Origin of the sequence: Bradyrhizobium sp. HKCCYLS20291 (genome assembly GCF_051167715.1) — a bacterium.
Classification (GTDB): domain Bacteria; phylum Pseudomonadota; class Alphaproteobacteria; order Rhizobiales; family Xanthobacteraceae; genus Bradyrhizobium.
Map to the genome: position 1 here is coordinate 19,995 of NZ_JBNPTO010000031.1, position 21,865 is coordinate 41,859.

A 21,865-nucleotide genomic window follows, 5' to 3' on the forward strand; every position below is an offset into this window, starting at 1 on the left:
CGATGGCGCAGCCAACCGGCGCCCTGTCGTCGCGGGTGCGCAGCTCGCAGGTCGCGGCGACGCTCGCCTTCACCGGCGTCTATTTGCTGTTCTGCCTGCAGCATGTCGTGGTCGGCAGCGGCTTCGGCGAGGGCATCTCGCTCGGCTCGACGGCGCTGCGCCTCGTTGGCATCGGCACATCCCTGGTCTTCCTGGTGCGGGCCGGCATTCCGGGCCGGCTGCGAGCGCCGCTGGTCGCGATCGGCGGCTGCCTTGCTGTGCTCACGGTGTCGACCGCGCTGTCCGAGCATCGCCTGATCGCGATGAAGTTCGGCGTACGCTACGCCACGCAGCTGCTCTTGCTATGGTGCATCCTCAATATCCTCGTTCTCCATCCCAATCTGCGCGGTGCGATCGGTCGTGCGCTGGTCATTGCGCTGTGGGTCGCGCTCGTCGTCGGGCTGGGCGGGCGCTATGGCATCGCGTGGATCGCTGATCTCGGCCTGTGGTTTCACGGCCCCGATGCGGTGAGATACCTGCCGCGGATCATCGGCCTCTACGAGCATCCCGCAACCTTCGGCGCCATCGCCGTCGTGGTGACGGTGATGGCCGCCCAGCTGCATGACGAGGGCGCGATCGGCCGTCCGACGCTGGTGGCCGCGATCGCTGGGACGGCGATCACGCTGGTTCTGACCGAGGCGCGCAATCCGGTGCTGCCGCTGCTGGCGTTGGCTGCGGCCTTCACCGTTACGCGGCGTGGTCGCCAACGACAGCTGGCGCTGACGATGCTGGGCGTGCTCGTCGCGCTGGTGGCCGTGATGATCTGGGCTCGCTACGACGAGCTCACCAGCGCCTCGCGCGAAAGTCTCGCCACCATGTTCTCGCTCGGCCGGACCTACATCATGCGCGGCGCCTTCGACGCCTGGACGCAACATCCGCTGTGGGGATTGGGTCCGGGCGTGTTCCAGTTCCTGACGCCGGATTTCACGGGCGGACGATTCCTGCGTGGCGAGCTGCACGCGCACAATTTGGTGCTCGGCATCCTCTCGGAAACGGGACTAGTGGGTCTCGCCGCCATCACAAGCCTTGCCGCCGTCCTGATGGCGCCTGCCTGGTCCGGTCGATCGGGGGCATCGGGGCTCAGGTGGATGCTGATCTGGCTCGTGGTCATGCTGAGCCTCGGCCTGTTCGACTTCTATCTGCCGTTCTACGGATTTGCCTTGCACATCTCGGTCGCGGCGGGCTTGGTCTTCACCCATCCGAGGACGGAGGCACCGGCATGAGGGTCTGTGTGACCGGCGGCGCCGGCATGATCGGGCGGCGTCTGGTTGCCCGGCTGGCGCGGCGCGGCGACGTGGTCACTGTGGTCGACGATCTCTCGAGCGGGTTGCCGATGCCGAGCGAGGCGGCGATTACAGAGAGATGCGACATTCGCGACGCGGCCGGACTGCACGCCGTGCTGCGCGACGTCAGGCCCGACGCCATCGTGCATCTGGCGGCCTTGCATCACATCCCGACCTGCGAGGCCGACCGCAGCAGGTGCCTCGACATCAATGTCGTCGGCACCGAGACGGTGCTCGCGGCCGCGGCGGAGGCGGGTGTCGGCCGGATCGTTCTGGCCTCCAGCGGCGCGGTCTATCAGTGGATCGAGGGGCCGCTTCACGAGGACACGTCGCCGACCCAGGCGATGGACAACTACGCGCTGTCCAAGCTCTGCAACGAGAGCCAGCTGAAGCTGTGGTGCGAGCGCGGCAACGGCACGGGGCGCACTGCGCGCATCTTCAACACGCTCGCCCATGATGATCCCAATGCGCATCTGCTGCCGGATATTCTCGCGCAGCTCGGACAGGACAGCGGCGTCGTCAGGCTCGGCAACGTCGCCCCGCGCCGGGACTATCTGCATGCCGACGACGTCGCCGAAGGCCTCGCCGCGCTGCTTGACGATGCACGCCCGCTGCCGCTCGATACTTTCAATATCTGCTCGGGACAGGAACACGCGGTGGACGCGCTGGTGCAGTGCCTTGCCGCCGTGTCGGGGCGTTCGATCCGCATCGAGGTCGATGCGCAGCGCCGACGGCGCACGGACAGGCCGAGCCAGCTCGGCGACCCGGCAAAAGCTTTGGCACTGCTCGGGTGGCGCGCGCGTCTCGATCTGCAGGAGGCGCTGCAACGCCTGCTCATCGAACGGGGTGGCGTCTGAGACGTGTCGCGCAGCCTAAAGGCTGTGGTCGGCATGGTGCCGCTCGTAGCGGAACAGCGCGCTGCGCAGCCGGCGCGGGAGCCAGGAGAACAGCGGGTCCTGCGAGGCCAGCCATGGCGTCGAGGCCGAAGCGTCGAGCTGCCGGGCGCTGCGATAGATGGCGAGGAACAGACCGAACAGCAGCATGGCCGCGACAAACACGCCGAGTGCTACCAGCACCGGCGATCGGGTGGCGACCGGCCCGAGGCCGACGCTCGGCGCGGCGCTGAACGCAATCCGGCTGCCGCGCGTGCGCGCTTCGGCCACCGCGAACGCGATCTCCTGATCGACCTGAATGGCCGCGCCGGCCGGATTGGCAAAGAAGGCCTTGCGCCTGCCGTCGAGCCAATCGGCGTAGCCGGAGCCGGACCGCACTGCCGGCGGCGGCGCAGAAGCCTGCGCGAAGAACTGCTCATACCAGTGGATCAGCTCGAGCTCGCGCCTGGCGGTCTCGACCTGGCCGCGTTGATCCAGCAGCGTTGCCTGGGACGCGACCAGCTGCGCCGCGGGTGACAGATACTTGCCGCCGCCGTTGTCGGGCGTCACGACGGTGTTGCCGCCGAGTGTCTTCAGATCGGGATAGGCGTCGATGAGCTGGCGCATGCCGGCAATGCGCGTCTCCGTCTGCGTCATCGCGAAGTCGAGCTTTGTCAGCGTGACCTCCAGCTCGGCCTTGCGGCTGACCGTCGCGTCCTTGCGATCCCGCAGGAACGTGTCGAGGATCGACCAGGACAGCGCCTGCCCAACGTGAATGGCAATCGCGTTCATCAGTTCGGCGGCTGTCTCACGGCTCGGTGCCCGCGTGCTGACGTCGATGCCCAGCGTCGTTGACATCCTCGGATCGGAGTTCGGCGCCTCGCGAACGTCTTCGCGCCGCAGGGCGCTGCGGTACTGAACGGTGCTGTCCCAGAAGCTGCGCGAGTCGAAACGTGCGCGGATCCACTCCGGGTCGAGCCGCGGGCCCGACGCCTGACGATCCGCTGAGCCGAACCGCTCGATGGTTCCGTTGATGAGGCGCGTGTCCGGCAGAAGCGGGCCGAGATGCCGCCATTCGTCGAGCGTCAGCTTCGGCGCGTCGAGCAGCCCGTTGGCCTCGTAGACGGGCTTCGCATAGACGTAGAGTCCCGCCGCGATCGCCGCCAGCAAAGCCAGCGGCAGCAGCAGCGCCGCGAAGTCCATATAGAAGCGCAGCAACGAGCGTCCGAGCTCCGACAGCAGGACGTCGTCGCTGCCACGCCTGAGATCGCGGTGAACAGTCATCGTCGCAGCCAACCGGACATGAGCGACGCGCCCGGCTGTGCAACCCGGCTTTGCGTCACGGCTCGCACGCGTCGGCTCCCGAAGCACTCGCCGCGTAGCGACGTGCCCGTTCTTCCGTCCTGAAATCCTTCACGACGGTCGAGATCTCCGCAGGCTTGGTCCGTTCGAACCGCACCAGCACCGGCGAGGGCGCCTGAGCGCGATGGGCGCCGTCGACATCGTCGCTCGCCTGCTCACCGAGATGATCCAGCAGCAGCGCCGCGATCCGATCGGCACTGCGGCCGTCGCCGAATGTTTCGCGCAACGCGCCGCGACGGTCGCGCGGCTGCGCCAGCAGACTGTCGACGACCGCCGCCAATTGCGCGCCGTCGATCGCCTCGGGATCGACGCAGGTCACACCGTCGACCAGCCGGCCGCGCTCGAGCACGCGGCGCAGGCAGACGACCGGCACGCCGAGTGTCACCGCCTCTTCGAGAATGCCGCCGGAATCGCAGATCGCCAGTGTCGATGCTGCCAGCATGTCGAGGAAGTGCAGATGCTCGGTCATGCCGATCATGCTGACGTTGCCGCCGAACGTCAGAGCCTCCTGGTCGGCGAGCAGGCCGCGTTTCAGCAGACGGAAATGTATCCCTGGATGGCTCGCGGTCAGCCGGCGCAGCGCAGCCAGGATCTGCTGGCGATGCTGATAGTTCTCGCGCCGGTGCAGCGAGACGAGAATGCCTTCGGGCCGGACTGCGGCGGCGGCCAGCCGTTCCCTGTGACGGAAAATCGGGTCGCAGACGGTATTGCCGACGATGAAGCTCTTCTTGCTGGTCACGTTCGCCGTGGCGATCAGATCGTCGAAGTCGGTGGGCGTGGCGCAGAACAACAGCTCGCTCTGCGTATCGATGAAGACCCGGTTCATCTCCTCGGGGAACGGGCTGAGCGGATCATGGCTGCGCAGCCCGGCCTCGATATGGGCAAGCGTAGCGCCGGCCCGGCGCGCTGCATGTGCGCCGGCAAGCGCGCTGTAGGTGTCGCCCTGCACCACCACCAGGTCGCCGCAGAGCTCCGCGATCTCGCTCGCGCACGCCGCCACCCAGTCGAGATCGTCGCGGCAGTCGGCGCGCACGACGCTCGTCCTGACCACCGGCACGCGGCCATCGCGCGCGAACACATCCATCCTGTTCTGCAGCGTGTCGTAGATCGTCACGCGGAGCCCGCTAGCAGCCAGCGCCCGCGCCACCTCGATCGACTTGATGATGTCGGGGACGGTCCCGACGACGAACGTCACAGCTGGCATAATGAACGGGTCTGGTTCCAAAAGCGCACGGCTTTGCTCGGGATTCTAGTCAATGCACTAATTGCTAGCATGGCGCGCATGGCCCGGCGACCCTCGCAGTCTGGAATTTTGCTGTGCAGTTCTGTCGAAGACTATCGACCGTTGCCGTTGGGGGACACAGCTGTGCGCTGGCGCGGCTCAGCGGGCTGTCGGCTGCTCCACCGGTCAACCCATCACGCCGGACACCTCCTGCCAGCGGCCGCTGGCGATCACGCGGCCCTCCCGCAATGCGACCACCTGATCAGTACGGTCGAGATGCGAGAGCCTGTGGCGGATGATGAAGATCGTCATCCGGCCGCGCAGGCTATCGAGGACCTCCTGGATGCGCTGGTCGGCATCGAGATCGAGTGCGCTGGTCGCCTCGTCGAGAATCAGCACGTCCGGTCGAGTCGTCAGGGCACGGGCGATGGCGATGCGCTGCCGTTCCCCGCCGGACAGCCGCGTTCCGGCGTCGCCGATCACCGTGTCCAGCCCGTCGGGAAGCCGCATGACGAAATCGGCCGCGGCCAGTCGCAGCGCGTCGTGCAGCTCGGTCTCGCTCGCGATGGGGCGTGCCCAGAGCAGGTTGGCGCGTACCGTATCGTTGAACAGAAACAGCTCTTGCGGCACGTAGGCGAGTGTCTGCCGCCAGCTCGCGCGGGCCGTTCCCGACAGTGCAGCGCCGTCCACCGCGACAGAGCCGGAATCGGGCTCGAGCAAGCCCGCGATGACATCCACCAGCGTGCTTTTGCCGGCACCTGACGGACCGATGATCGCGGTCGTCGTGCGGACGGGAAAGCGGAGCGACACGTCGGCGAGCGCCGGCTCATCCCGTCCGGCATGGCGCACCGTCACGCGCGCGAGGCTGATCTCCCGCCGCAGCACGAGGGGCGTCGCGCCGGGGCTGCTGCTCGGCTGCGCGGCACGCCGGCACTCCGCCAGCAGCTGCTCGGCCTCGGCAAAGGCGGGCACGGCGTGCAGCCAAAGGTGCAGTTGCTGCTGCAGACCGCCGAACATCGGGATCAGACGGGCGAAGACGGCGACCAGCGTCAGGATCTCCGCCATCGGCAACCGCCACCAGCTCAGTCCGACATAGACATAGATCGCAACGAGCCCAGCGCCCGCAGTCTGGAACAAGGCCTTCGACAGGCTCGCGCCGGCGACGAAGGCGAGCTGATATGTCTGCAGGTTGCTGCTCGAGGCCAGGATGGTCGCGTGCTGGAGGTGCTCTGCGCCGAGCGTCTTGGCGAGCTTGATTCCAGCGAGGCTCTGCTGCACGTCAGCGTGCAGAGCGCGACCGGCATCACCGAGCGTGCGGCCCAGCTGCAGCGCCTTGCGCCGTTGCCGCGCGAGCAGCCAGAACACCAGGCCACCGCTGACGCCCGCGAGCGCGGTGACTTTCCAGGACACGAGCAGCGCGGCACAGAGATAGGCGAGCGTCGTTGCTACGCCCGCCAGCAGGGCAATCCCGGCATTGAGGCCGATGCCGGTGCGATTGACGTCCGTGAGCAGCAGGCTGGCGTGATCGGACTGCCGCTGCCCCACCAGCCAGCGCCATTCGGCGTTGAGGACGGCGCTCAGGCACTGCCGCCGCAGCGAATCGACGAAGCGAAACTGCACGCTCGCCGCCAGCCGCTCGCGCGCATATTGCAGAATGTTGCGGATCACGACGACGCCGACGAACAGCGCCAGCATGGCCTGCAGCGTCATCGGGAGCCCGACGAAGGCGAGCGCGCGGCTCAAATGGGCGCCGCCCGCGCCGGGCGAGGGGCCGAGCAGGTCGAGCAGCGGGATCAGCAGCAGCAACCCGGCCCCTTCGCTGAGTCCGGTCAGCATCATGAGGATCAGGAGAGCGGCGGTCCTGCGTCGTGGAACGGTGCCGAGGAGTCGGAAAGCCGCAGCGAACGCCGTCATCTCGGAGCTGCTGCGCCCGGAGCTTCAACCTGCATCCGCGCAGACGACGCGGGCGCCCGTCGGATGGCGATCAGCGATTTCGTGAAGCCGAACACCGTCTCGCGGTGAAGCTCCGCGTCGGGAAACAGCCGTCGCATCTGCGCCGCGGTCAGCAGCGACCAGTCCGGCTGCGCGATCCGGCGTGGCCAGAACCTGTTGAACAGACTGATCACGCGCCATTGCAGGTGTGTCGGCAGATAGCCGACGAACGGAATCCAGCAATGCACCTCGATGGGAAAATACCGATAGGGCGTCTGCACGAAATAGGCCTTCGCACAGCGCCGGATCTCGTTTGCAAAACGTGTCTGGTGCGTCAGCGCCTCGGCCGCAAACCGTCGTCCATCCTGTTTGAACAGCGCCAGCGCCTGGTCTCGCGGCCCTGTGACGTGCTCGACGACGGAGGAGCAGAAGATGACGTCGAAGGCGCCGTCCGCCAGCGGCAGGCGGGCGCTGTCGTCCAGCAGCAGGGTTTGATAGCCATAGGTCTGCGCCGCATGCCGAAGCGGAGCGGGATCGCGATCGGCGATGCAGACATTGGTCAGGCGACCGTAGTGACGAGCGAAGTGAACGCCGCGGGCGCCGCCGAGATCGAGGACCCGCGCATCATCGCGGATGTCCAGAACCTTGAAGAACAGCTCCGCACGTTTGCGCCGGGAGCGTTCCGCCACGCGGGCCTGGAGCCGGGCGAGGAGGCCGGGTCCTCTGCGCACCCCGACCTTCAGATGCTGTTCCGCTTGTTCCGCCATGCCTCTCTCGATCTCTGCTCCGACCATTGAAAGGTTCGGCTCGATACGCAAGAGCCTTCACGCGCGCGCCGACCCGAATCGCGAACGTGACCGCTCCTGTGCACATGGCGTTCCATCGGTGGAAGGCATTTCGGCCGATCGTTGCATTCGCTATGGTAGAGCAGTTGCTCGGGATCGAGGGGTCGGCCGAACCTCGTTTGTGTCCGTCGGTCGCGAACGATAAAAGGGGGCGATGAGGCAAAGGGAACTTGCATGCCTGAAGGACTGAAGCTGACGGATGTCGTGTCGCGCGCGAAGGACCACCTCGCGACCGAGGTCGACAGCCAGTTCATCCTGATGAGCATCGAGCAGGGCGTCTATTGTGGCCTCGATGACATCGGCAGCGACATCTGGCGCCGACTGGACGCGCCGATGTCGATCGCGCGGCTCTGCGACGTCGTGGCCGCCGACTATCGCGGCGACCGCGAGCGAATCACCAACGACATCGTCAATCTGCTCACGAGCTTGCGCGACCAGCGCCTGATCGATGTCGGCTGATCTCGCAGCGATGGATATGACATCTATCAGCGGTGGCCAAACACCGGCGCGGTCCACGGATCTCGTCTTGTGTGGCTGGCGCGTGCACAGCGAGCTTGCGCTTCCAGAGCTCGCAGCTTGGAGCGGCGACGATCGTGTGCCCGATCTCGTCATCCGCACCGGCTCCATCCCGCCACAGCTCGAAGAGGCGATGGTGGTCTCGCCGCTGCTTCAGGTCACGCGCGAGGGCCAGGCACGCCTGGCGATCGATGGCGTTGCGACCTACTGGCTGCGCAGCCCGCACGAGATCGTCATAGCTCCCATCGTCGCACCCGATGCGCCGGATATCCGCACATTCCTGTTCGGTACGATGCTCGGCCTGCTGATCCACCAGCGCGGCCTGTTTCCGCTGCACGCGTCCGCCGTGCAGATTGGTAACAAGGCGATTGCGATGGCCGGCATGTCCGGCGCCGGCAAGTCGACCTTTGCCGCCGCGCTCACCCGTCGCGGCCACAAGCTGCTGTGCGACGATGTCTGCGTGATCGACTCCCAAGCTGCGCCGGCGCCGCTGGTGCGGCCGGCCTTCCCGCGGGTCAAGCTGTGGAAGGACGCGCTCGACGCGATGGGCATCGCCGCGGCCGATCTGCCTGCGAACCGCATGGGCCAGCAGAAATACTATCTACGCTTCGACGATGCGGCCGACTTCGAGATCGCGCCGGTGCCGCTCGGATCGATCTACCTGCTCACGCCGGGCCGCGCGCCCGTCGTCGGCCAAGGCGACATTCGCAGGCTGCCGCCGATGGCGGCGGTGATGACCCTGCATGGACAGATCTATCGCCACCGGTCGGCGCAGGTGTGGGGGTTGGAACCCAGGCTGTTCGCAGCAGCAGGACGCATCGCGAGCACCGTCGGCGTTCATCATCTAACACGCAGCGGCCACCTCGCCGATCTCGATGACTGGGTCCGGCGCGTCGAGGCGCATGCCGAATCATGAGCGGGCTGCATGTGCTCGCCTCCTACATGAAATCCGGCAACACCTGGGTGCGGGCGCTGCTGACCGCGCTCGATGACGGCCATGGCACTGTCGACATCAACGCGCTCGAAGGCTGGGCGGCGGCGGATCGCGCCTTCTTCGACGAGACGCTCGACGTCGACACGTCGGATCTGCTGCCCGAGGAACAACACCGGTTGCGTCCGCAGGCGCATCGCATCGCAACGCCGCCGCGCGCGCGCAGCTTTCCGATCAAGGTTCATGATGCCTGGCTGCCGGCGCCTGGCGCGTCCGAACCGCCGCTGCCGCGGGAGTGTATCGCGGCCGTCGTCCTGATCGTGCGCGACCCCCGCGACGTCGCACCCTCGCTGGCCACCCATCTCGGCCGTTCGATCGACGAGGCGATCGCCTTCATGGCCGATCCAGGCGCCACGCTGATCAACGACGGCGATCAACTGCGCACGCAGCTGCCGCAGTTCTCGTCCAGTTGGAGCGCGCATACCCTGAGCTGGCTCCGCTCCGGCCTGCCGCTCACGGTCGTTCGTTACGAAAATCTGCTCGCCGATCCGCTGCCGAGCCTGACCGCGATCGCGCGTGCCTTCGGCCGATCGGCGTCGGCGGACCAATTCTCGGCCGCCATCGCGGCCGCGCGTTTCGATGTGCTGCAGGCCGCCGAGGTGCGCACGGGTTTTCGTGAGGGGTCGTTGAAGGCACCAGGGCGCTTCTTCGGCTCGGGCGAGGCCGGCGGCTGGCGGTCCAGATTGACCGAGGCGCAGGCCGACCGCATCCGGCGCGACCATGGCGCGGTGATGCGGGAGCTTGGCTATGGCTGAGCACCGCAGCAGCCATCGCCGGTGGTGGCGGCGCCGGCGCGACTGGCCGCTCGTGACTGAAGCTGTCTGCTGTCTTGCCGTTGCTCGGGTCATGCTCCGCTTGCAGCCCTTCCCGCGCATCGCCCGCCGCCTGACCCGGGCTGCGTCCCCTGCACAGCCGGTCGATGCGGCATTGCTGGCGAACCGGGTCGGCTGGGCCGTGCACGCGGCCTCGCGGCGCCTTCCCTGGCATCCGGTCTGCTTCGATCAGGCCATCGCCGCGCAGCAGATGTTGCGCCGCCGTGGGCTCGTCGCCGAGATCGTCTACGGTGTCCGGCATGTCGCGCATGGCGTCGACGCCCATGTCTGGGTCCGTCTCGAAGACGGTGAGATCGTGGTCGGCGGCGAAACCTCGCCGCTCTACCAGCCGATCGCGCTGTTCCGGCCAGGACGCGACGAGGTCACCCTGCCCACAGCACAATGACGACGTCTTCAGGAATCGGCGCGATGAGGTAACCCGATGCCGGATCCTCCAGCATGGTGGATCAGACCAACTGGGACTGTCCGATGCCGATGACGCCGACCGATCGGAGCCCGCAACGGCGATTGTAAGAGCAAGAGAATGGAAGACGCCGGTGCTGACAATCGTGCCGACGACGAGGGCCCGGAGCGGGACCTTCGCGGGTGGCGACATCAGCTTTTCGTCCTGAGTGTCATCGACTGAATATCTTGACGCGCCACCCGAAGCGGTGGCCTAAATGGCGCGACGTTACTGCACTCACCGGGCGGGATACGATGCAAGAGCCTCACGATACTGTCGAACCGCAGAAGCATCCGAGGGCAGGGACGGCCACGACGGGAATGCCAAGGGAATGGCAGACGCCGGTGCTGACGATCATGTCAGCCAACAGCGCCAAATTCTCGACGTTTCCCGGACCCGACTTCAGCAGCTCATCCTGATCCGAGGTCGGCGGCGTTGCTCGATCCTGTCCTGTTTCGATTGAATGAAACTCCAGGTTTGGATGTTGCGCGCTTGCCCAGGCGGCAATCTTCAACGCTTTACCCATCGCGGGGCCCTGATTGGGCATCACGGCAGCCCTCATGATACGGACATCCGATGCAGAAGCATGAAGAGTCGACCGCACCGCAGGTCAACCCGCCGGCGATGACGGATCTGCCGAAGCAATGGCACGCGCCGGTGCTGACGATCATCCCGGCGCACACCGCCAAGACCGGCATCCTGATCAACGTGGATGCGACGTTCTCGTCCTGAACGTGACCATCGGCGTCATTCGTTGCCGCCTTCGAACCGGCGCAGGAAACGTCCGGTTGCCAATCCGCGCAGCAGCGCGAGCTGGTATTCGTAGGTCACTTCGACATCGTGCCAGCCGGCACCGGGGGCGCCGTCTTTCGGCCAATGGTCGAGCAACCGGCGCAGGCGTGGCAGGTCGAGACAGGCGCTCGCCAGCGGACTGTTCTGTAGCCGCGCAATCTCGGCTTCGATCTCGGCGCGGGCCGCGGTCAGATGACGCGGCCAATCTGCGCTTTGCATGCCTCGCCTCCGTTCCAGCCTGACTGCATCAGGCAGAACGCCCCGCATCGCCCGGCGAATCAGCGACCGGTCCTCGCCGCCGAGCAGGAATTGCTCGGGCGGAATGGCGAGGCAGAACTCGATGACGCGCCGGTCCGCCGTCGGGTCGAGGGTCGTGATCCCAAAGCGGCGCCTTGCGCCGCGCAGCGGCAAGGCGCGGTCGAGGCGGCCGAAAACAGCCAGCCTGACCTCCGATTCGCCCAGCGCGGTCGCGCCGACATCGCCGGACATCGTCAGCGCTTCGGCCAGCACGCCATGTTCAGCGGCGAATGCGCTGCTCATCGCGGAGAATTGCGACAGGACCGGCTCCGGCCGTCGCAGCCATTGGCGCAGCGGCCGCCGCAGCCGCGTCGGCAGCAGCGGGGCCACCACGCGATTGCCGAGCATCGCCCATGACTTGCCCCTGCGGTGCAGCGCCGACAGATGCCGCGCCAGCGTGATCCAGCGGCCGCTGCGGGCGAGATGGGTCAGGAAGCCGATGCCGTCATAGCTGACCGACATGTTGCCCATGGCGCCGGTCAGCAGCACGGTCACGCCGCGCTGCCGGGCGGCGCGGCCGATCGCGTCGATCCAGACCTGATTCGACGGTGCGCGCGCCGGCAGGCCGGCGCCGCCGTCGACCTGGTCGAGCGCGTCGAACAGATCGCCCTCATTCGGCACCAGCACATGGTCGATATTGGGATGGGCTGCAGCTACCACGCTCGCGAGCGGGCCCTCGTTCCAGATCCGGTTGCGGGGGATGCCGTGACCGTCGAAACCATCGCCGGGGACGGCGGTGAAGGCGGTCAGCCGCTGGCCGCAATCTGCGAGCTGCCGCGCCGCAAGCGTCGTCACGCTGGAGCTGTCGAGGCCCGCGCTCAGTTGGCTGCCGACGCTCCGCGCGCCGGCAATGCGGCAGCGGATCGCCTCGTCCAGCAGCTCGCGCACGCCATCGGCGTAATCCTGATCGCGCGGCAGGCGAATCGGTGCCAGCTCCTCCGGGCGCCAGTAGCGCCGTTGCTCCACCTTGCCATGCGCGAACACCGCAACATGACCGGGCAGCACGCGCGCGATGCCGCGGTGGAGCGTCGTCGCGTCGTCCTGCGGTAGCAGCGCCAGCCACCGCGCGACCCAGCGCGGATCGATCTCACGCGCGACCTCGTCATGCGTCAGCAGCCCGCGCGGCTCCGTCGCGAACAGGATCTGCTGATACGCGCACCAGTAGTGCAGCGGTTGCGCGCCCAGCGCGTCGCGGGCGAGCAGCAGAAGCTGTCGCTCTCCATCCCAGACGGCGCAGGCAAAATCCCCAAACAGCTCGCGGGCAAAATTCGTGTCCCAGCGCCGATAGGCCTGGATCAGAATCGTTGCCGCCGAACGTGCGGCATTCGGCTTGCCGAACTCGGTCGCGTCATCGAGACGGCCGTGAAACAGCGCTACGATGCGTCCGTCGGACACGAGCTCCGCCTCGTCGCAGACGCCAAGCTCGAGACCCCCGTCGCGATGCAGTCGCGGCTTGCCGGGACCCAGCGCCATGGCGCGCAACGCCCGGGCGACGTCGGGAATACCGTCGACAGAGCCGATGGCGCCGGCGATGGTCATCGCGGCACTCCAGCCTTCAAGATTCGGACCGCTGATGTCTGCCCCACCATGTTGCCGGTGTAGCGGGCGAGCCTGCCGATGCCAAATCGTTTTCGGCGGCGCGTCGGGAAGCTCTCGCGTCCCCGGCGAGATTCGCCAGGGTTCCCGGCTCAGCTTCTTTGTAGCAGCGCCCGATTGCGCTAGGCTCGGCCTCCCGAAGGCTGGAGCGACCTTGCAGACCGCACAGAGAAAATCGCTGACGACGCTGCGATGGATGATGGTCGCCTCGCTCGCGCTTCCCGTTGCGCTGTTCATGATTGCGGCCTACGTCTCCTACGGCTCGACGATCGAGGAGGCCGATCGGGAGATCCGCCGGTCGCTCGACGTCGTCCACGAACACGCGCTGAAGGTGTTCGAGACTCTCGACCGCAGCCTGTCGGAAATCGACGAGGTGGTGCGCGACCTGTCCGATGCCGAGATCAGGGCGCGTGAGCAGGCCTTGCATGCCCGGCTGCGCCAGCTGTCGGATGCGCTGCCGCAGATGAAATCCGCCTGGGTGTTCGACGCCAATGGCCGGTCGCTGGTCAACAGCATCATCTATCCGGCGCCCGATACACTGTTTGCAGATCGCGACTATTTCAGCGCTCACGTCAAGGACAGCCCCGGCACCTTCATCGGCGCTGCCCTGACGCCGCGCTTGCCCTATCAGGGCGCTCCCTTCTTCAGCGTCAGCCGCAGGCGGCCCGGCGAGGACGGGAGCTTCAATGGCGTCATTCAGGTTTCCGTGTTTCCCGACTATTTCGAGCACTTCTATGCCCGCATCGGCCGCGCCGCCGGCAGCTACTTCGCACTGCGCCGCTTCGACGGCCTCATCCTGGCACGCTTTCCGGCGGCGGCCAGAACCGCGGGTCCGTCGCAGAATGACGTCCCGACGAGCGCCGCGGATACCGAGCAGCTGATCACCGAGACCTCGCCGATCGACCGCATCGAGCGCCGCGTCGGCTACCAGCGCCTGAGTGGATATCCGGTCTATGTGTCGGCCGGGCTGGAGACGGCGACGATCCGCGGCCGCTGGCTCGGCACGATCGGCCGGCATCTGATCTTCGGTATTCCGGCCACCGCGCTGCTCGTTGTCTTCCTGACCATGGCGCGGCGGCGCACTGAGCGGTTCTACATCGAGGCCGCGCGCCGCCTCGAAGCGGAGGATGCGCTCAAGCACGGGCAACGCATGGAGGCGCTCGGCCAGCTCACCGGCGGCGTGGCGCACGACTTCAACAACCTGCTCACGGTGATCCGGGCATCGGCCGACCTGCTGCGACGCGCCAACCTGCCGGAGGAACGGCGGCTGCGCTACATCGATGCGATCTCGGACACGGTGGCGCGCGCCTCCAAGCTGACGTCGCAGCTGCTCGCCTTCGCCCGGCGCCAGACATTGAAGCCGGAGGTGTTCGACATCGGCCGCAGCGTCGTCACCCTGCGCGACATGACCAAGACCCTGGTCGGCTCCCGGATCGAGATCGTGACCTCGGTGCCCGACGAGCCCTGCTACGTCAACGCCGATGCCGGCCAGTTCGAGACCGCGCTGATCAACATGGCCGTCAATGCGCGCGACGCGATGGCCGGCCAGGGGCGGCTCGCGATCACAGTGGCGGCGGTGGCCGATCTGCCAACGCCCGCGGCCCCGCAGGAGCGTCCGCCGCTGGGCTACGTCGCCATTGCCGTCGAGGACACCGGCGTCGGAATCCCGCAGGAGCAGTTCAGCCGCATCTTCGAGCCGTTCTTCACCACCAAGACGATCGGCCACGGCACCGGGCTCGGACTCTCGCAGGTGTTCGGCTTCGCCAAGCAGTCCGGCGGCGAGATCGGCGTGACCAGCGAGCTCGGCAAAGGCGCCATCTTCACGCTCTATCTGCCGCGCGTTGCTCCCGCGCAGCAGCAGCGCTGCGACGACGGCGGCCATGCCGTGCCGATCAGCGGGCAGGGCATGTCGGTGCTGGTGGTCGAGGACAACATCGACGTCGGGCGATCGGCCACCGAGGCGCTGGCCGAGCTCGGCTATCTCACGACGCTGGTCGACAATGCCCGCGACGCATTGGAGGAGTTGATCGGCGGCGCCAGTCGGTTCGATGTCGTCTTCACCGACGTCGTCATGCCGGGCATGACCGGGCTCGAGCTGGCCGAGGAGATTCGCCGACTGGAGCTCAACGTGCCCGTCGTGCTCGCCAGCGGCTACAGCCACGTGCTGGCGCAGCAGGGCACCAACGGCTTCGAGCTGCTGCGCAAGCCTTATTCGATCGAGGAATTGTCGCGCGTGCTGCACAAGGTCGTCCCGGTGCCGCTGCATCGCGCGCCGCCGGTGGCGCCGAACTCCGAGGTGCGCTGACACCGCGGTGTTCGCAGGGGAACCGGCGCGGGAACCTTCCACTCAGGCTGCTGTTATCGCGGCATGGGACAGGTCCAGGACATCGAGCGGACCGCTGCGGCGGAGCCCGCAAAGACACCGATCATCGAAATCGCCGCCGAGAATGGCGAGCACGTCGAGCCGCCGCCGCCCGAGGTGGTCGAGCCGGATCCGGAGCTGTCGCCGGAAGAGGCCGAGCAGGTTCGCAAGCGTTATCTGCTGACGCGGTTCTGGATCAGCGCCCGCGGTTATTGGGGCAACAGCGGCGACAGGCTGGCGTGGGCGTTCTCGATCGGCCTGCTCGTCCTGATCGTCGGCACCGTGGTGTTTCAATACGGCATCAACGTTTGGAATCGGTCTATCTTCGACGCGATCGAGAAGCGCGATTCGGCGACCGTATTTCACCTCACCGCGATCTTCTTCCCGCTGGCAATCGGCAGCGTGATTCTCGGCGTTGCGCAGGTCTATGTGCGGATGGCGATCCAGCGGCGCTGGCGAGCCTGGCTCACCAACAGCGTCATCTCGCGCTGGCTGAGCAGCGGCCGCTATTATCAGCTCAACCTCGTCAGCGGCGATCACAAGAATCCAGAGTATCGCATCGCGGAGGATCTGCGCATCGCGACCGATTCGCCGGTCGATTTCGTCGCCGGCGTCACCTCGGCGCTGCTCTCGGCGGCTACTTTCATCGTCGTGCTGTGGACGATCGGTGGCGCGCTGACGCTGCATCTGGGCGCGACCGATATCACTATTCCCGGCTTCCTAGTGATCGCGGCCATTGCCTATGCGGCGATCGCGTCCGGCTCGATCGTGACGATCGGCCGCCGCTTCGTGCAGACTTCCGAGGACAAGAACCAGGCGGAGGCCGAATTTCGCTATACGCTGACGCGCGTGCGCGAGAACGGCGAGAGCATCGCGCTGCTCGGCGGCGAGACCGAGGAGCGTGCCGGCATCGACAAGACCTTCAGCAACGTCCTGCAGCAATGGGCGCGGCTCGCCGGCCAGCACATGCGCACGACGCTGGTATCGCAGGGATCGAGCCTGATCGCCCCTGTCGTGCCGCTGCTGTTGTGCGCGCCAAAATTTCTCGACGGCAGCATGACGCTCGGCCAGGTGATGCAGGCGGCGAGTGCGTTCACGATCGTACAGACCGCGTTCGGCTGGCTGGTCGACAATTATCCGCGGCTGGCCGACTGGAACGCCTGCGCGCGCCGCATCGCCTCGCTGATGATGTCGCTCGATGCGCTGGAGCGCGCCGAGCTCGGTGACGGCCTCGGCCGCATCAAGCGCGGCGAGACCACGGGCGAGGCGATGCTCACCCTGAACGACCTCTCGGTCACGCTCGATGACGGCACCGCTGTCGTCGGCGAGACCGAGGTCGTGGTCGATCCCGGCGAGCGGCTGCTCGTCGCCGGCGAATCGGGGACGGGCAAGAGCACGCTGGTGCGTGCGATCGCCGGTCTCTGGCCGTGGGGTGGCGGCAGCATCAACTTCCATCCCGACCGCCGGCTGTTCATGCTGCCGCAGCGGCCCTACGTTCCCTCCGGCAGTCTGCGCCGCGCGGTGGCCTATCCGGGAGCCGCCGAGGACTGGAGTGTGGAGAAGGTCGGCGAAGCGCTGCACAAGGTCGGCCTCGACCATCTCAAGGACAGAATCGAGGAAGAAGCGCCGTGGGATCAGACGCTGTCGGGCGGCGAGAAGCAGCGCCTCGCCTTTGCGCGGCTGCTGCTGCATAGCCCCGATATCGTCGTGCTCGACGAGGCGACGTCCGCGCTCGATGAGAAGAGCCAGGACCTGATGATGCAGATGGTGACGAGCGAGTTGCCCAGGGCAACCATCGTCAGCGTGGCGCACCGGGCCGAGCTGGAGGCCTTCCACAGCCGCAAGATCGTGCTGGAGCGGCGCAAGGGCGGCGCCAGGCTGGTCAGCGACATCGACCTGATTCCGCGCAAGGGCAAGCGGCGCCTGATCGGCCGCTTCCTGCGCCAGCGCAAGCGGGCCTGAGAACCCACACGCGACGCCGTTGTGCCGTCTCGCCATGGCCACAAAGCAGCCACGCGGTCCGCATTGGAGTCCTCGGCAAAACCGGCTATCACACGGCGCCCTCATTCCAGGACCCGCCCTTGACGCCCGACAACGACCCGACGCCGCCTCCGTTCGGCGCTTTCGCTCCCAATGCCGCGCAGGCGCTGGTCATCCGCCTGGCACACGGGTCTGGGCTGAAGCGCGGTGCTTTCCGGCCGATGCTGACCCGAATCGTCGATCTGCTGCGGGCCGGACCGCTCGACGTCGACTACCAGGGCGCCAGCTTCCGCTTCCATCATCAGGTGAGCGCGACCGAGCGCGGCGCGCTGTTCAATCCCGACTACAACCGCGAAGAGCTCGACTTCCTGCGCAGCCACATTCCGCCCGGCGGCGTCGCCGTCGATGTCGGCGCCAATGTCGGGACCTTCGCATTGCCGCTGGCGCGGCACGTCGGCCCAAATGGACTCGTGATCGCGGTCGAGCCCCATCCTGTGACGTTCGCACGACTGAGCTTCAATCGCGACGCGTCGGCCTTGGCGCAGGTCAGGCTGGTCGCTGCGGCCGCGGGCGACAGCGATGGCGAGGTGATGATCGCCACCGATGGCGACAATCTCGGTGCCAGCCACATCGTCACCGGCCAGGCCGGCGGCGAGGCCTTCAAGGTTCCCTCGCTGCGGCTGCAGGCGATCCTCGAGCAGGCCGGGGCCGCGCATGTCGATGCCTTGAAGATCGACGTCGAAGGCTTCGAAGACCGCGTTCTGACGTGCTTCCTGCGTGACGCGCCCGCGACCTTGTGGCCGCGCGCGATCGTGATCGAGCATCTGTCGCGCGACGAATGGCAGAACGATTGTCTCGCCGACATGATCGCGCGCGGCTATCGCGAGATCGGTCGCACCCGCAGCAACACGCTGCTGCTGCGCGGCTGACGCGCCACCCCGCGGCGCGCTTTCATCAGGCGAATTCCGGAACATCGCGGGACCACGCGGCGTTGTCGTTCCTGAAACTCAGGAGCGAACCATGGGTAACAACGATGCGCGCGATCAGGATCGCGTCTGGGACTTGATGAAGAAGATCGGCTTCGCCATGCTCGTCACTCGTGATGGTGACCGGCTGCGGGCGCGTCCGATGAGCGCGTATCTCGCGCGCGACGAGAACATGGTCTACTTCCTCACCGATGCGCGCCATCACAAGGACGAGGAGATCGCGCGGTCGCCGCAGGTCAATCTCTCCTTTGCCGACGCGGGCAGCCAGACATACGTCTCGCTGACCGGCACCGCCGCGATCTCCAACGACCGCGCCAAGATTCGCGAGCTGTTCACGACCACGGCCAAGGCGTGGTGGGACAGCGCCGAGGATCCCAACATCCGCCTGCTGCGCATCACGCCCGACGACGCCGAGTTCTGGGACTCGCCCGGCACCGTCGTCAGCTACGTCAAGATGGCGGCCGCCGCCGTGACCGGCACGCGGCCTGACATCGGCGATAACCGCAAGGTCTCGATGTGATGCCGATCGAATCGCCCGAGATCCCGCCGGCCACGCCCGGTCGCCCCGCCGAGCCGCCGCCGGAAGATCCGGTCGGCAACCCGGCTCCGGAAGTGCCGCCGCCGGTGCATGAGCCGGATACGCCTGCGCCACCGCGCGAGTTGCCGGGACAAACCCCGGACGAAGTGCCTGGACGTGGACCGCTTGGTCCGACCACACCTAGTCCAGTCACGGATTGACCGCGATCGCGCCGTGATCATGATAGATCAGAGAGAGGGTCGGCCAAGTGCCGGCCTTTGTCTCGCGTGTCCTGTCAAGCCTTTGAAATCCAACACTGAATGGGACATGAATGGCGGCGGTGAGATGACGGCTTCGCGTCGAAATAAATCCCCTCGCGAATTTGAACTGCGCCACAATCCGGCCTAACGCATAAAGGTTGATCAGTTCGTGCTGACAAAGAACCTTTTCGGGAAACCAAGACACATGAGCAAATTCCGCGTCCTGCTGCTCGCGACCACCGCGCTGTCGGCGATGCAACTGACGAGCTCCGGATCCTACGCGCAGGGCGCGCCGATGGTCATGGCCCAAGGCGGACCCGGTGGCGAGGTCGGTCCCGACGGCAAGCCGAAGCAGCATGGTCAGCCGCCGCAAGGCCAGCCGCAACGCCAGGGGCCTGGTGCTCCGCCGCCCGCTGCGGCTCCGCGTCCGGCGCCACCTCCGCCGCCTCCGCCGGCAGCTGCACCGCGTCCTGCACCGCCGCCCCCGCCTCCGCCGCGGGCTGAGCCGCCGCGTCCGGCGCCGCCCCCTCCGCCGCCACCACGTGCTGAACCGCCGCGTCCGGCGCCGCCACCTCCGCCTCCGCCGCGTGCTGAACCGCCGCGTCCAGCGCCGCCGCCTCCGCCGCCGCCGCGTGCTGAGCCGCCACGCCCAACCCCGCCGTCGCCTCCGGTTGCGGCTCCGCCCACGCATTCGCCGGCCCCGCCGCCGCCGGTGGTGCCGCGCGAGCCTGCGCGCCCAACTCCGCCGCCCCCCGCTGCCGCACCGGTCACGCCTCCGGCACCTCAAGCGCCGCCTGCGGCCACGCCGACTCCTCCACCGCCTCCGCCCCATTCGCCGCCACCCGGTGCGTCACCGCCGCCGCCGGCACCTGGGCAGACGCCCCCGCCGAATGCAGGTCAGCCTCCGTCCGGTCGGCCCGGAGCGGGTGGTCCGCCGCCCGGAGCCCAGCCGGGAGGTCAGCCGCCGCGCGGCGGGCAGACGCCGCCGGCTGCGGGAACGCCGCCTTCGCCCACACCGGCCTCTCCGACTCCGCCGGCCGCGCAAACCCCTGCACCGGGAACGCCGCCCGTCGCCGGCAATCCACCGCCCGGTGGACGTCCTGGCACGCCTCCTGGCGGCCCGGGCGCACCTCCGCCCGTCGCGGGTCAGCCGGGTGGGGGTGGTCCCGCCCCTGGCGCGCCGCAGGCCGGGCCGGGGGCCGTGCCGCCGGCCGGACCACCGGCCATGAACAATCGCCCGCCGCCGCAGGTGGCCGCTCCGATTCCGGCTCCGCCACCGCCGACGGCTCAGCAGCTCACGCCGATCGCGCCGGGTGCGCCGATGCAGGGGCCGCAGCGGCTCGACGACTTCCGCGGCCAGCGCCGCGAGGTTCAGGAAGGCGGACGAACGGTGATCTACGAGCCGGGCCGCGTCATCGTGCGCGACCCGAGCGGTCAGGCGTTCGTGCGCCACGACGAACTCGAGCGCTTCCGCTATGGCGCGCGCGACATTCGCGTGCAGCAGGAGCGCGGCGAGACGCGCACGGTGGTGATCCGTCCCGACGGCAGCCAGATCGTCACGATCACGACACCCGATGGCCGGCTGCTGCGCCGCATCCGCCGTGACATCGGCGGCCGCGAGATCATCATCATCGACAACACCTACCGCGATCCCCAGGCGGTCGGCGGCTTCTACGTCGAGCTGCCGCCGCCGGAGATCCGCATCCCGTACAACCGCTACATCGTCGACGCCGAGGAGGCGCCGCCGGATGTCATCTACGACACGCTGATCGCGCCTCCGGTGGAGCGCGTGCAGCGGCGCTACTCGCTCGACGAAGTCCGCTACTCGCCATCGGTGCGCCAGCTGATGCCGTCGATCGATCTCAACACGATCACTTTCGAGACGGGATCGTGGGAGATCGGCCCTGACCAGGTCGCGAAGCTGCAGGTCATCGCCGACGGCCTCAACCAGGCGATCCAGCGCAATCCGCGCGAGGTCTTCCTGATCGAGGGCCACACCGACGCGGTCGGCAACGAGACCGACAATCTGTCGCTCTCCGATCGCCGCGCCGAATCGGTCGCGACCTTGATGACGCAGCAGTTCGGCGTGCCCGCCGAGAACCTGACGTCGCAGGGCTATGGTGAGCAGTACCTGAAGGAGCAGACGCAGGGACCGAGCCGCATCAACCGCCGCGTCACGGTCCGCCGCATCACGCCGCTGCTCAACGGCGGGCAAGCGGCGCTGCCGCCGCCGCCTCCGGGCACCGCGCCGCCGCGCTGAGGCGGTGCGCCCGACAGAAATAAAAATGGCTGGGAGCAATCCCGGCCATTTTGTTGGCGATCAGCCCAAGTCACAGTTTGAGCTTGGCTATGATCTCCTCGACGTCACGAGCCTCGCTTTCCCGCCCCATCCTGCGAAACGTCGCGACCGAGCGCTGCAGAATTTCGCGAGCCTGGCCGCGCGTCTCTTCTCCCGCCGCGAGGATCTGGCCCAGAGCGGCGCCGATCACGGCGATCCCCTCGGCCCCACCGAGGCGGAGGAAGATTGCATAGGCTTCGCCCATGCGGGGCATCGCGTCGTCAAATCTCTCTCGGGTGAGTTCGATCAACGCCACATTCCAGAGTGTGGCGGCGATGCCGTCGTCGTCGCCGAGGCGCTCAAAGACGGGCAGCAGCTCCTCTTTTCGGATACGCAAGGCCTCGTCGAGATCGCCGCGGGCTGAGAGGATGTCGGCGATTTTGCCCATGGTGACGGCGCG

Annotated in this window: 21 protein-coding genes; 13 read left to right on the forward strand and 8 right to left on the reverse strand. The window is 67.6% G+C overall.

All coding sequences use genetic code 11. The annotated features are described in order from the left end of the window. Positions 1 to 2 precede the first annotated feature (2 nt). Both ACQR07_RS36275 and ACQR07_RS36280 read left to right on the forward strand, forming a co-directional pair. Positions 3 to 1,262 (forward strand): O-antigen ligase family protein, encoded by a 1,260-nt coding sequence (locus tag ACQR07_RS36275; RefSeq protein ID WP_434906834.1) that lies wholly within the window; start codon positions 3 to 5, stop codon positions 1,260 to 1,262. After that, positions 1,259 to 2,179 carry an NAD-dependent epimerase/dehydratase family protein gene (locus ACQR07_RS36280; RefSeq protein WP_434906835.1) on the forward strand — a complete coding sequence of 307 codons (921 nt, stop codon included), beginning with the start codon at positions 1,259 to 1,261 and terminating at the stop codon, positions 2,177 to 2,179. Before ACQR07_RS36275 ends, ACQR07_RS36280 begins: the two co-directional genes overlap by 4 nt. Before the next feature lie 15 nt (positions 2,180 to 2,194). Here ACQR07_RS36280 and ACQR07_RS36285 read toward each other — a convergent pair whose 3' ends face one another. From ACQR07_RS36285 to ACQR07_RS36300, 4 genes are all read right to left on the reverse strand, one after another. Beyond that, positions 2,195 to 3,478: a hypothetical protein gene (locus tag ACQR07_RS36285; RefSeq protein ID WP_434906836.1), complete on the reverse strand. Its 1,284-nt coding sequence runs from the start codon at positions 3,476 to 3,478 to the stop codon at positions 2,195 to 2,197. A gap of 55 nt (positions 3,479 to 3,533) precedes the next feature. Beyond that, positions 3,534 to 4,760, reverse strand: coding sequence for a UDP-N-acetylglucosamine 2-epimerase (locus ACQR07_RS36290; protein WP_434906837.1), 1,227 nt, complete (start codon positions 4,758 to 4,760; stop codon positions 3,534 to 3,536). A gap of 204 nt (positions 4,761 to 4,964) precedes the next feature. Then, on the reverse strand, positions 4,965 to 6,692 hold the full coding sequence (locus tag ACQR07_RS36295) for an ABC transporter ATP-binding protein (protein WP_434906838.1): 1,728 nt from the start codon (positions 6,690 to 6,692) through the stop codon (positions 4,965 to 4,967). Then, complete coding sequence (locus ACQR07_RS36300) at positions 6,689 to 7,528, reverse strand: class I SAM-dependent methyltransferase (protein WP_434906839.1); 840 nt, start codon at positions 7,526 to 7,528, stop codon at positions 6,689 to 6,691. The genes ACQR07_RS36295 and ACQR07_RS36300 overlap by 4 nt, the downstream gene beginning before the upstream one ends. A 201-nt stretch (positions 7,529 to 7,729) precedes the next feature. Here ACQR07_RS36300 and ACQR07_RS36305 point away from each other — a divergent pair, with 201 nt between their 5' ends. The 4 genes from ACQR07_RS36305 (at position 7,730) to ACQR07_RS36320 (ending at position 10,280) form a co-directional block, all read left to right on the forward strand. Then, a complete protein-coding gene (locus ACQR07_RS36305) occupies positions 7,730 to 8,014 on the forward strand; it encodes a PqqD family protein (RefSeq protein WP_434906840.1) in 285 nt (94 codons plus the stop codon). 67 nt (positions 8,015 to 8,081) lie between these two features. Next, entirely contained in the window at positions 8,082 to 8,987 is a 906-nt protein-coding gene (locus tag ACQR07_RS36310) for a hypothetical protein (protein ID WP_434906841.1), read from the forward strand. After that, a complete protein-coding gene (locus ACQR07_RS36315) occupies positions 8,984 to 9,817 on the forward strand; it encodes a sulfotransferase domain-containing protein (RefSeq protein ID WP_434906842.1) in 834 nt (277 codons plus the stop codon). The genes ACQR07_RS36310 and ACQR07_RS36315 overlap by 4 nt, the downstream gene beginning before the upstream one ends. Then, on the forward strand, positions 9,810 to 10,280 hold the full coding sequence (locus ACQR07_RS36320) for a lasso peptide biosynthesis B2 protein (protein ID WP_434906843.1): 471 nt from the start codon (positions 9,810 to 9,812) through the stop codon (positions 10,278 to 10,280). Before ACQR07_RS36315 ends, ACQR07_RS36320 begins: the two co-directional genes overlap by 8 nt. Before the next feature lie 322 nt (positions 10,281 to 10,602). On the opposite strand, the gene ACQR07_RS36325 is transcribed toward ACQR07_RS36320, so the two are convergent. Beyond that, on the reverse strand, positions 10,603 to 10,899 hold the full coding sequence (locus ACQR07_RS36325; protein ID WP_434906844.1) for a hypothetical protein: 297 nt from the start codon (positions 10,897 to 10,899) through the stop codon (positions 10,603 to 10,605). A gap of 14 nt (positions 10,900 to 10,913) precedes the next feature. On the opposite strand from ACQR07_RS36325, the gene ACQR07_RS36330 reads away from it, so the two are divergent. After that, entirely contained in the window at positions 10,914 to 11,069 is a 156-nt protein-coding gene (locus ACQR07_RS36330; RefSeq protein ID WP_434906845.1) for a hypothetical protein, read from the forward strand. 15 nt (positions 11,070 to 11,084) lie between these two features. On the opposite strand, the gene ACQR07_RS36335 is transcribed toward ACQR07_RS36330, so the two are convergent. Further along, the gene (locus ACQR07_RS36335; RefSeq protein WP_434906846.1) at positions 11,085 to 12,965 is read right to left on the reverse strand and encodes an asparagine synthetase B family protein; all 1,881 of its coding nucleotides are present in this window, start codon (positions 12,963 to 12,965) and stop codon (positions 11,085 to 11,087) included. A gap of 211 nt (positions 12,966 to 13,176) precedes the next feature. Here ACQR07_RS36335 and ACQR07_RS36340 point away from each other — a divergent pair, with 211 nt between their 5' ends. The 5 genes from ACQR07_RS36340 (at position 13,177) to ACQR07_RS36360 (ending at position 19,088) form a co-directional block, all read left to right on the forward strand. Further along, positions 13,177 to 15,327, forward strand: coding sequence for an ATP-binding protein (locus tag ACQR07_RS36340; RefSeq protein ID WP_434906847.1), 2,151 nt, complete (start codon positions 13,177 to 13,179; stop codon positions 15,325 to 15,327). Positions 15,328 to 15,390: 63 nt separating this feature from the next. After that, positions 15,391 to 17,346, forward strand: a complete 1,956-nt coding sequence (locus tag ACQR07_RS36345) for an ABC transporter ATP-binding protein/permease (RefSeq protein WP_434906848.1) — start codon at positions 15,391 to 15,393, stop codon at positions 17,344 to 17,346. 119 nt (positions 17,347 to 17,465) lie between these two features. Further along, positions 17,466 to 18,293 carry an FkbM family methyltransferase gene (locus tag ACQR07_RS36350; RefSeq protein WP_434906849.1) on the forward strand — a complete coding sequence of 276 codons (828 nt, stop codon included), beginning with the start codon at positions 17,466 to 17,468 and terminating at the stop codon, positions 18,291 to 18,293. 91 nt (positions 18,294 to 18,384) lie between these two features. Further along, on the forward strand, positions 18,385 to 18,870 hold the full coding sequence (locus ACQR07_RS36355; protein WP_434906850.1) for a pyridoxamine 5'-phosphate oxidase family protein: 486 nt from the start codon (positions 18,385 to 18,387) through the stop codon (positions 18,868 to 18,870). Further along, positions 18,870 to 19,088: a hypothetical protein gene (locus ACQR07_RS36360; RefSeq protein WP_434906851.1), complete on the forward strand. Its 219-nt coding sequence runs from the start codon at positions 18,870 to 18,872 to the stop codon at positions 19,086 to 19,088. Before ACQR07_RS36355 ends, ACQR07_RS36360 begins: the two co-directional genes overlap by 1 nt. On the opposite strand, the gene ACQR07_RS36365 is transcribed toward ACQR07_RS36360, so the two are convergent. After that, the gene (locus tag ACQR07_RS36365; RefSeq protein ID WP_434906852.1) at positions 19,078 to 19,485 is read right to left on the reverse strand and encodes a hypothetical protein; all 408 of its coding nucleotides are present in this window, start codon (positions 19,483 to 19,485) and stop codon (positions 19,078 to 19,080) included. The genes ACQR07_RS36360 and ACQR07_RS36365 overlap by 11 nt on opposite strands. Between ACQR07_RS36365 and ACQR07_RS36370 the strand changes: the two genes are divergently transcribed. Beyond that, positions 19,381 to 21,387 (forward strand): OmpA family protein, encoded by a 2,007-nt coding sequence (locus ACQR07_RS36370; protein ID WP_434906853.1) that lies wholly within the window; start codon positions 19,381 to 19,383, stop codon positions 21,385 to 21,387. The two genes, ACQR07_RS36365 and ACQR07_RS36370, sit on opposite strands and share 105 nt — an antisense overlap. A gap of 70 nt (positions 21,388 to 21,457) precedes the next feature. Here ACQR07_RS36370 and ACQR07_RS36375 read toward each other — a convergent pair. Then, positions 21,458 to 21,865 (reverse strand): tetratricopeptide repeat protein (locus tag ACQR07_RS36375; RefSeq protein ID WP_434906854.1); only part of this gene is annotated, 408 nt, incomplete at its 5' end.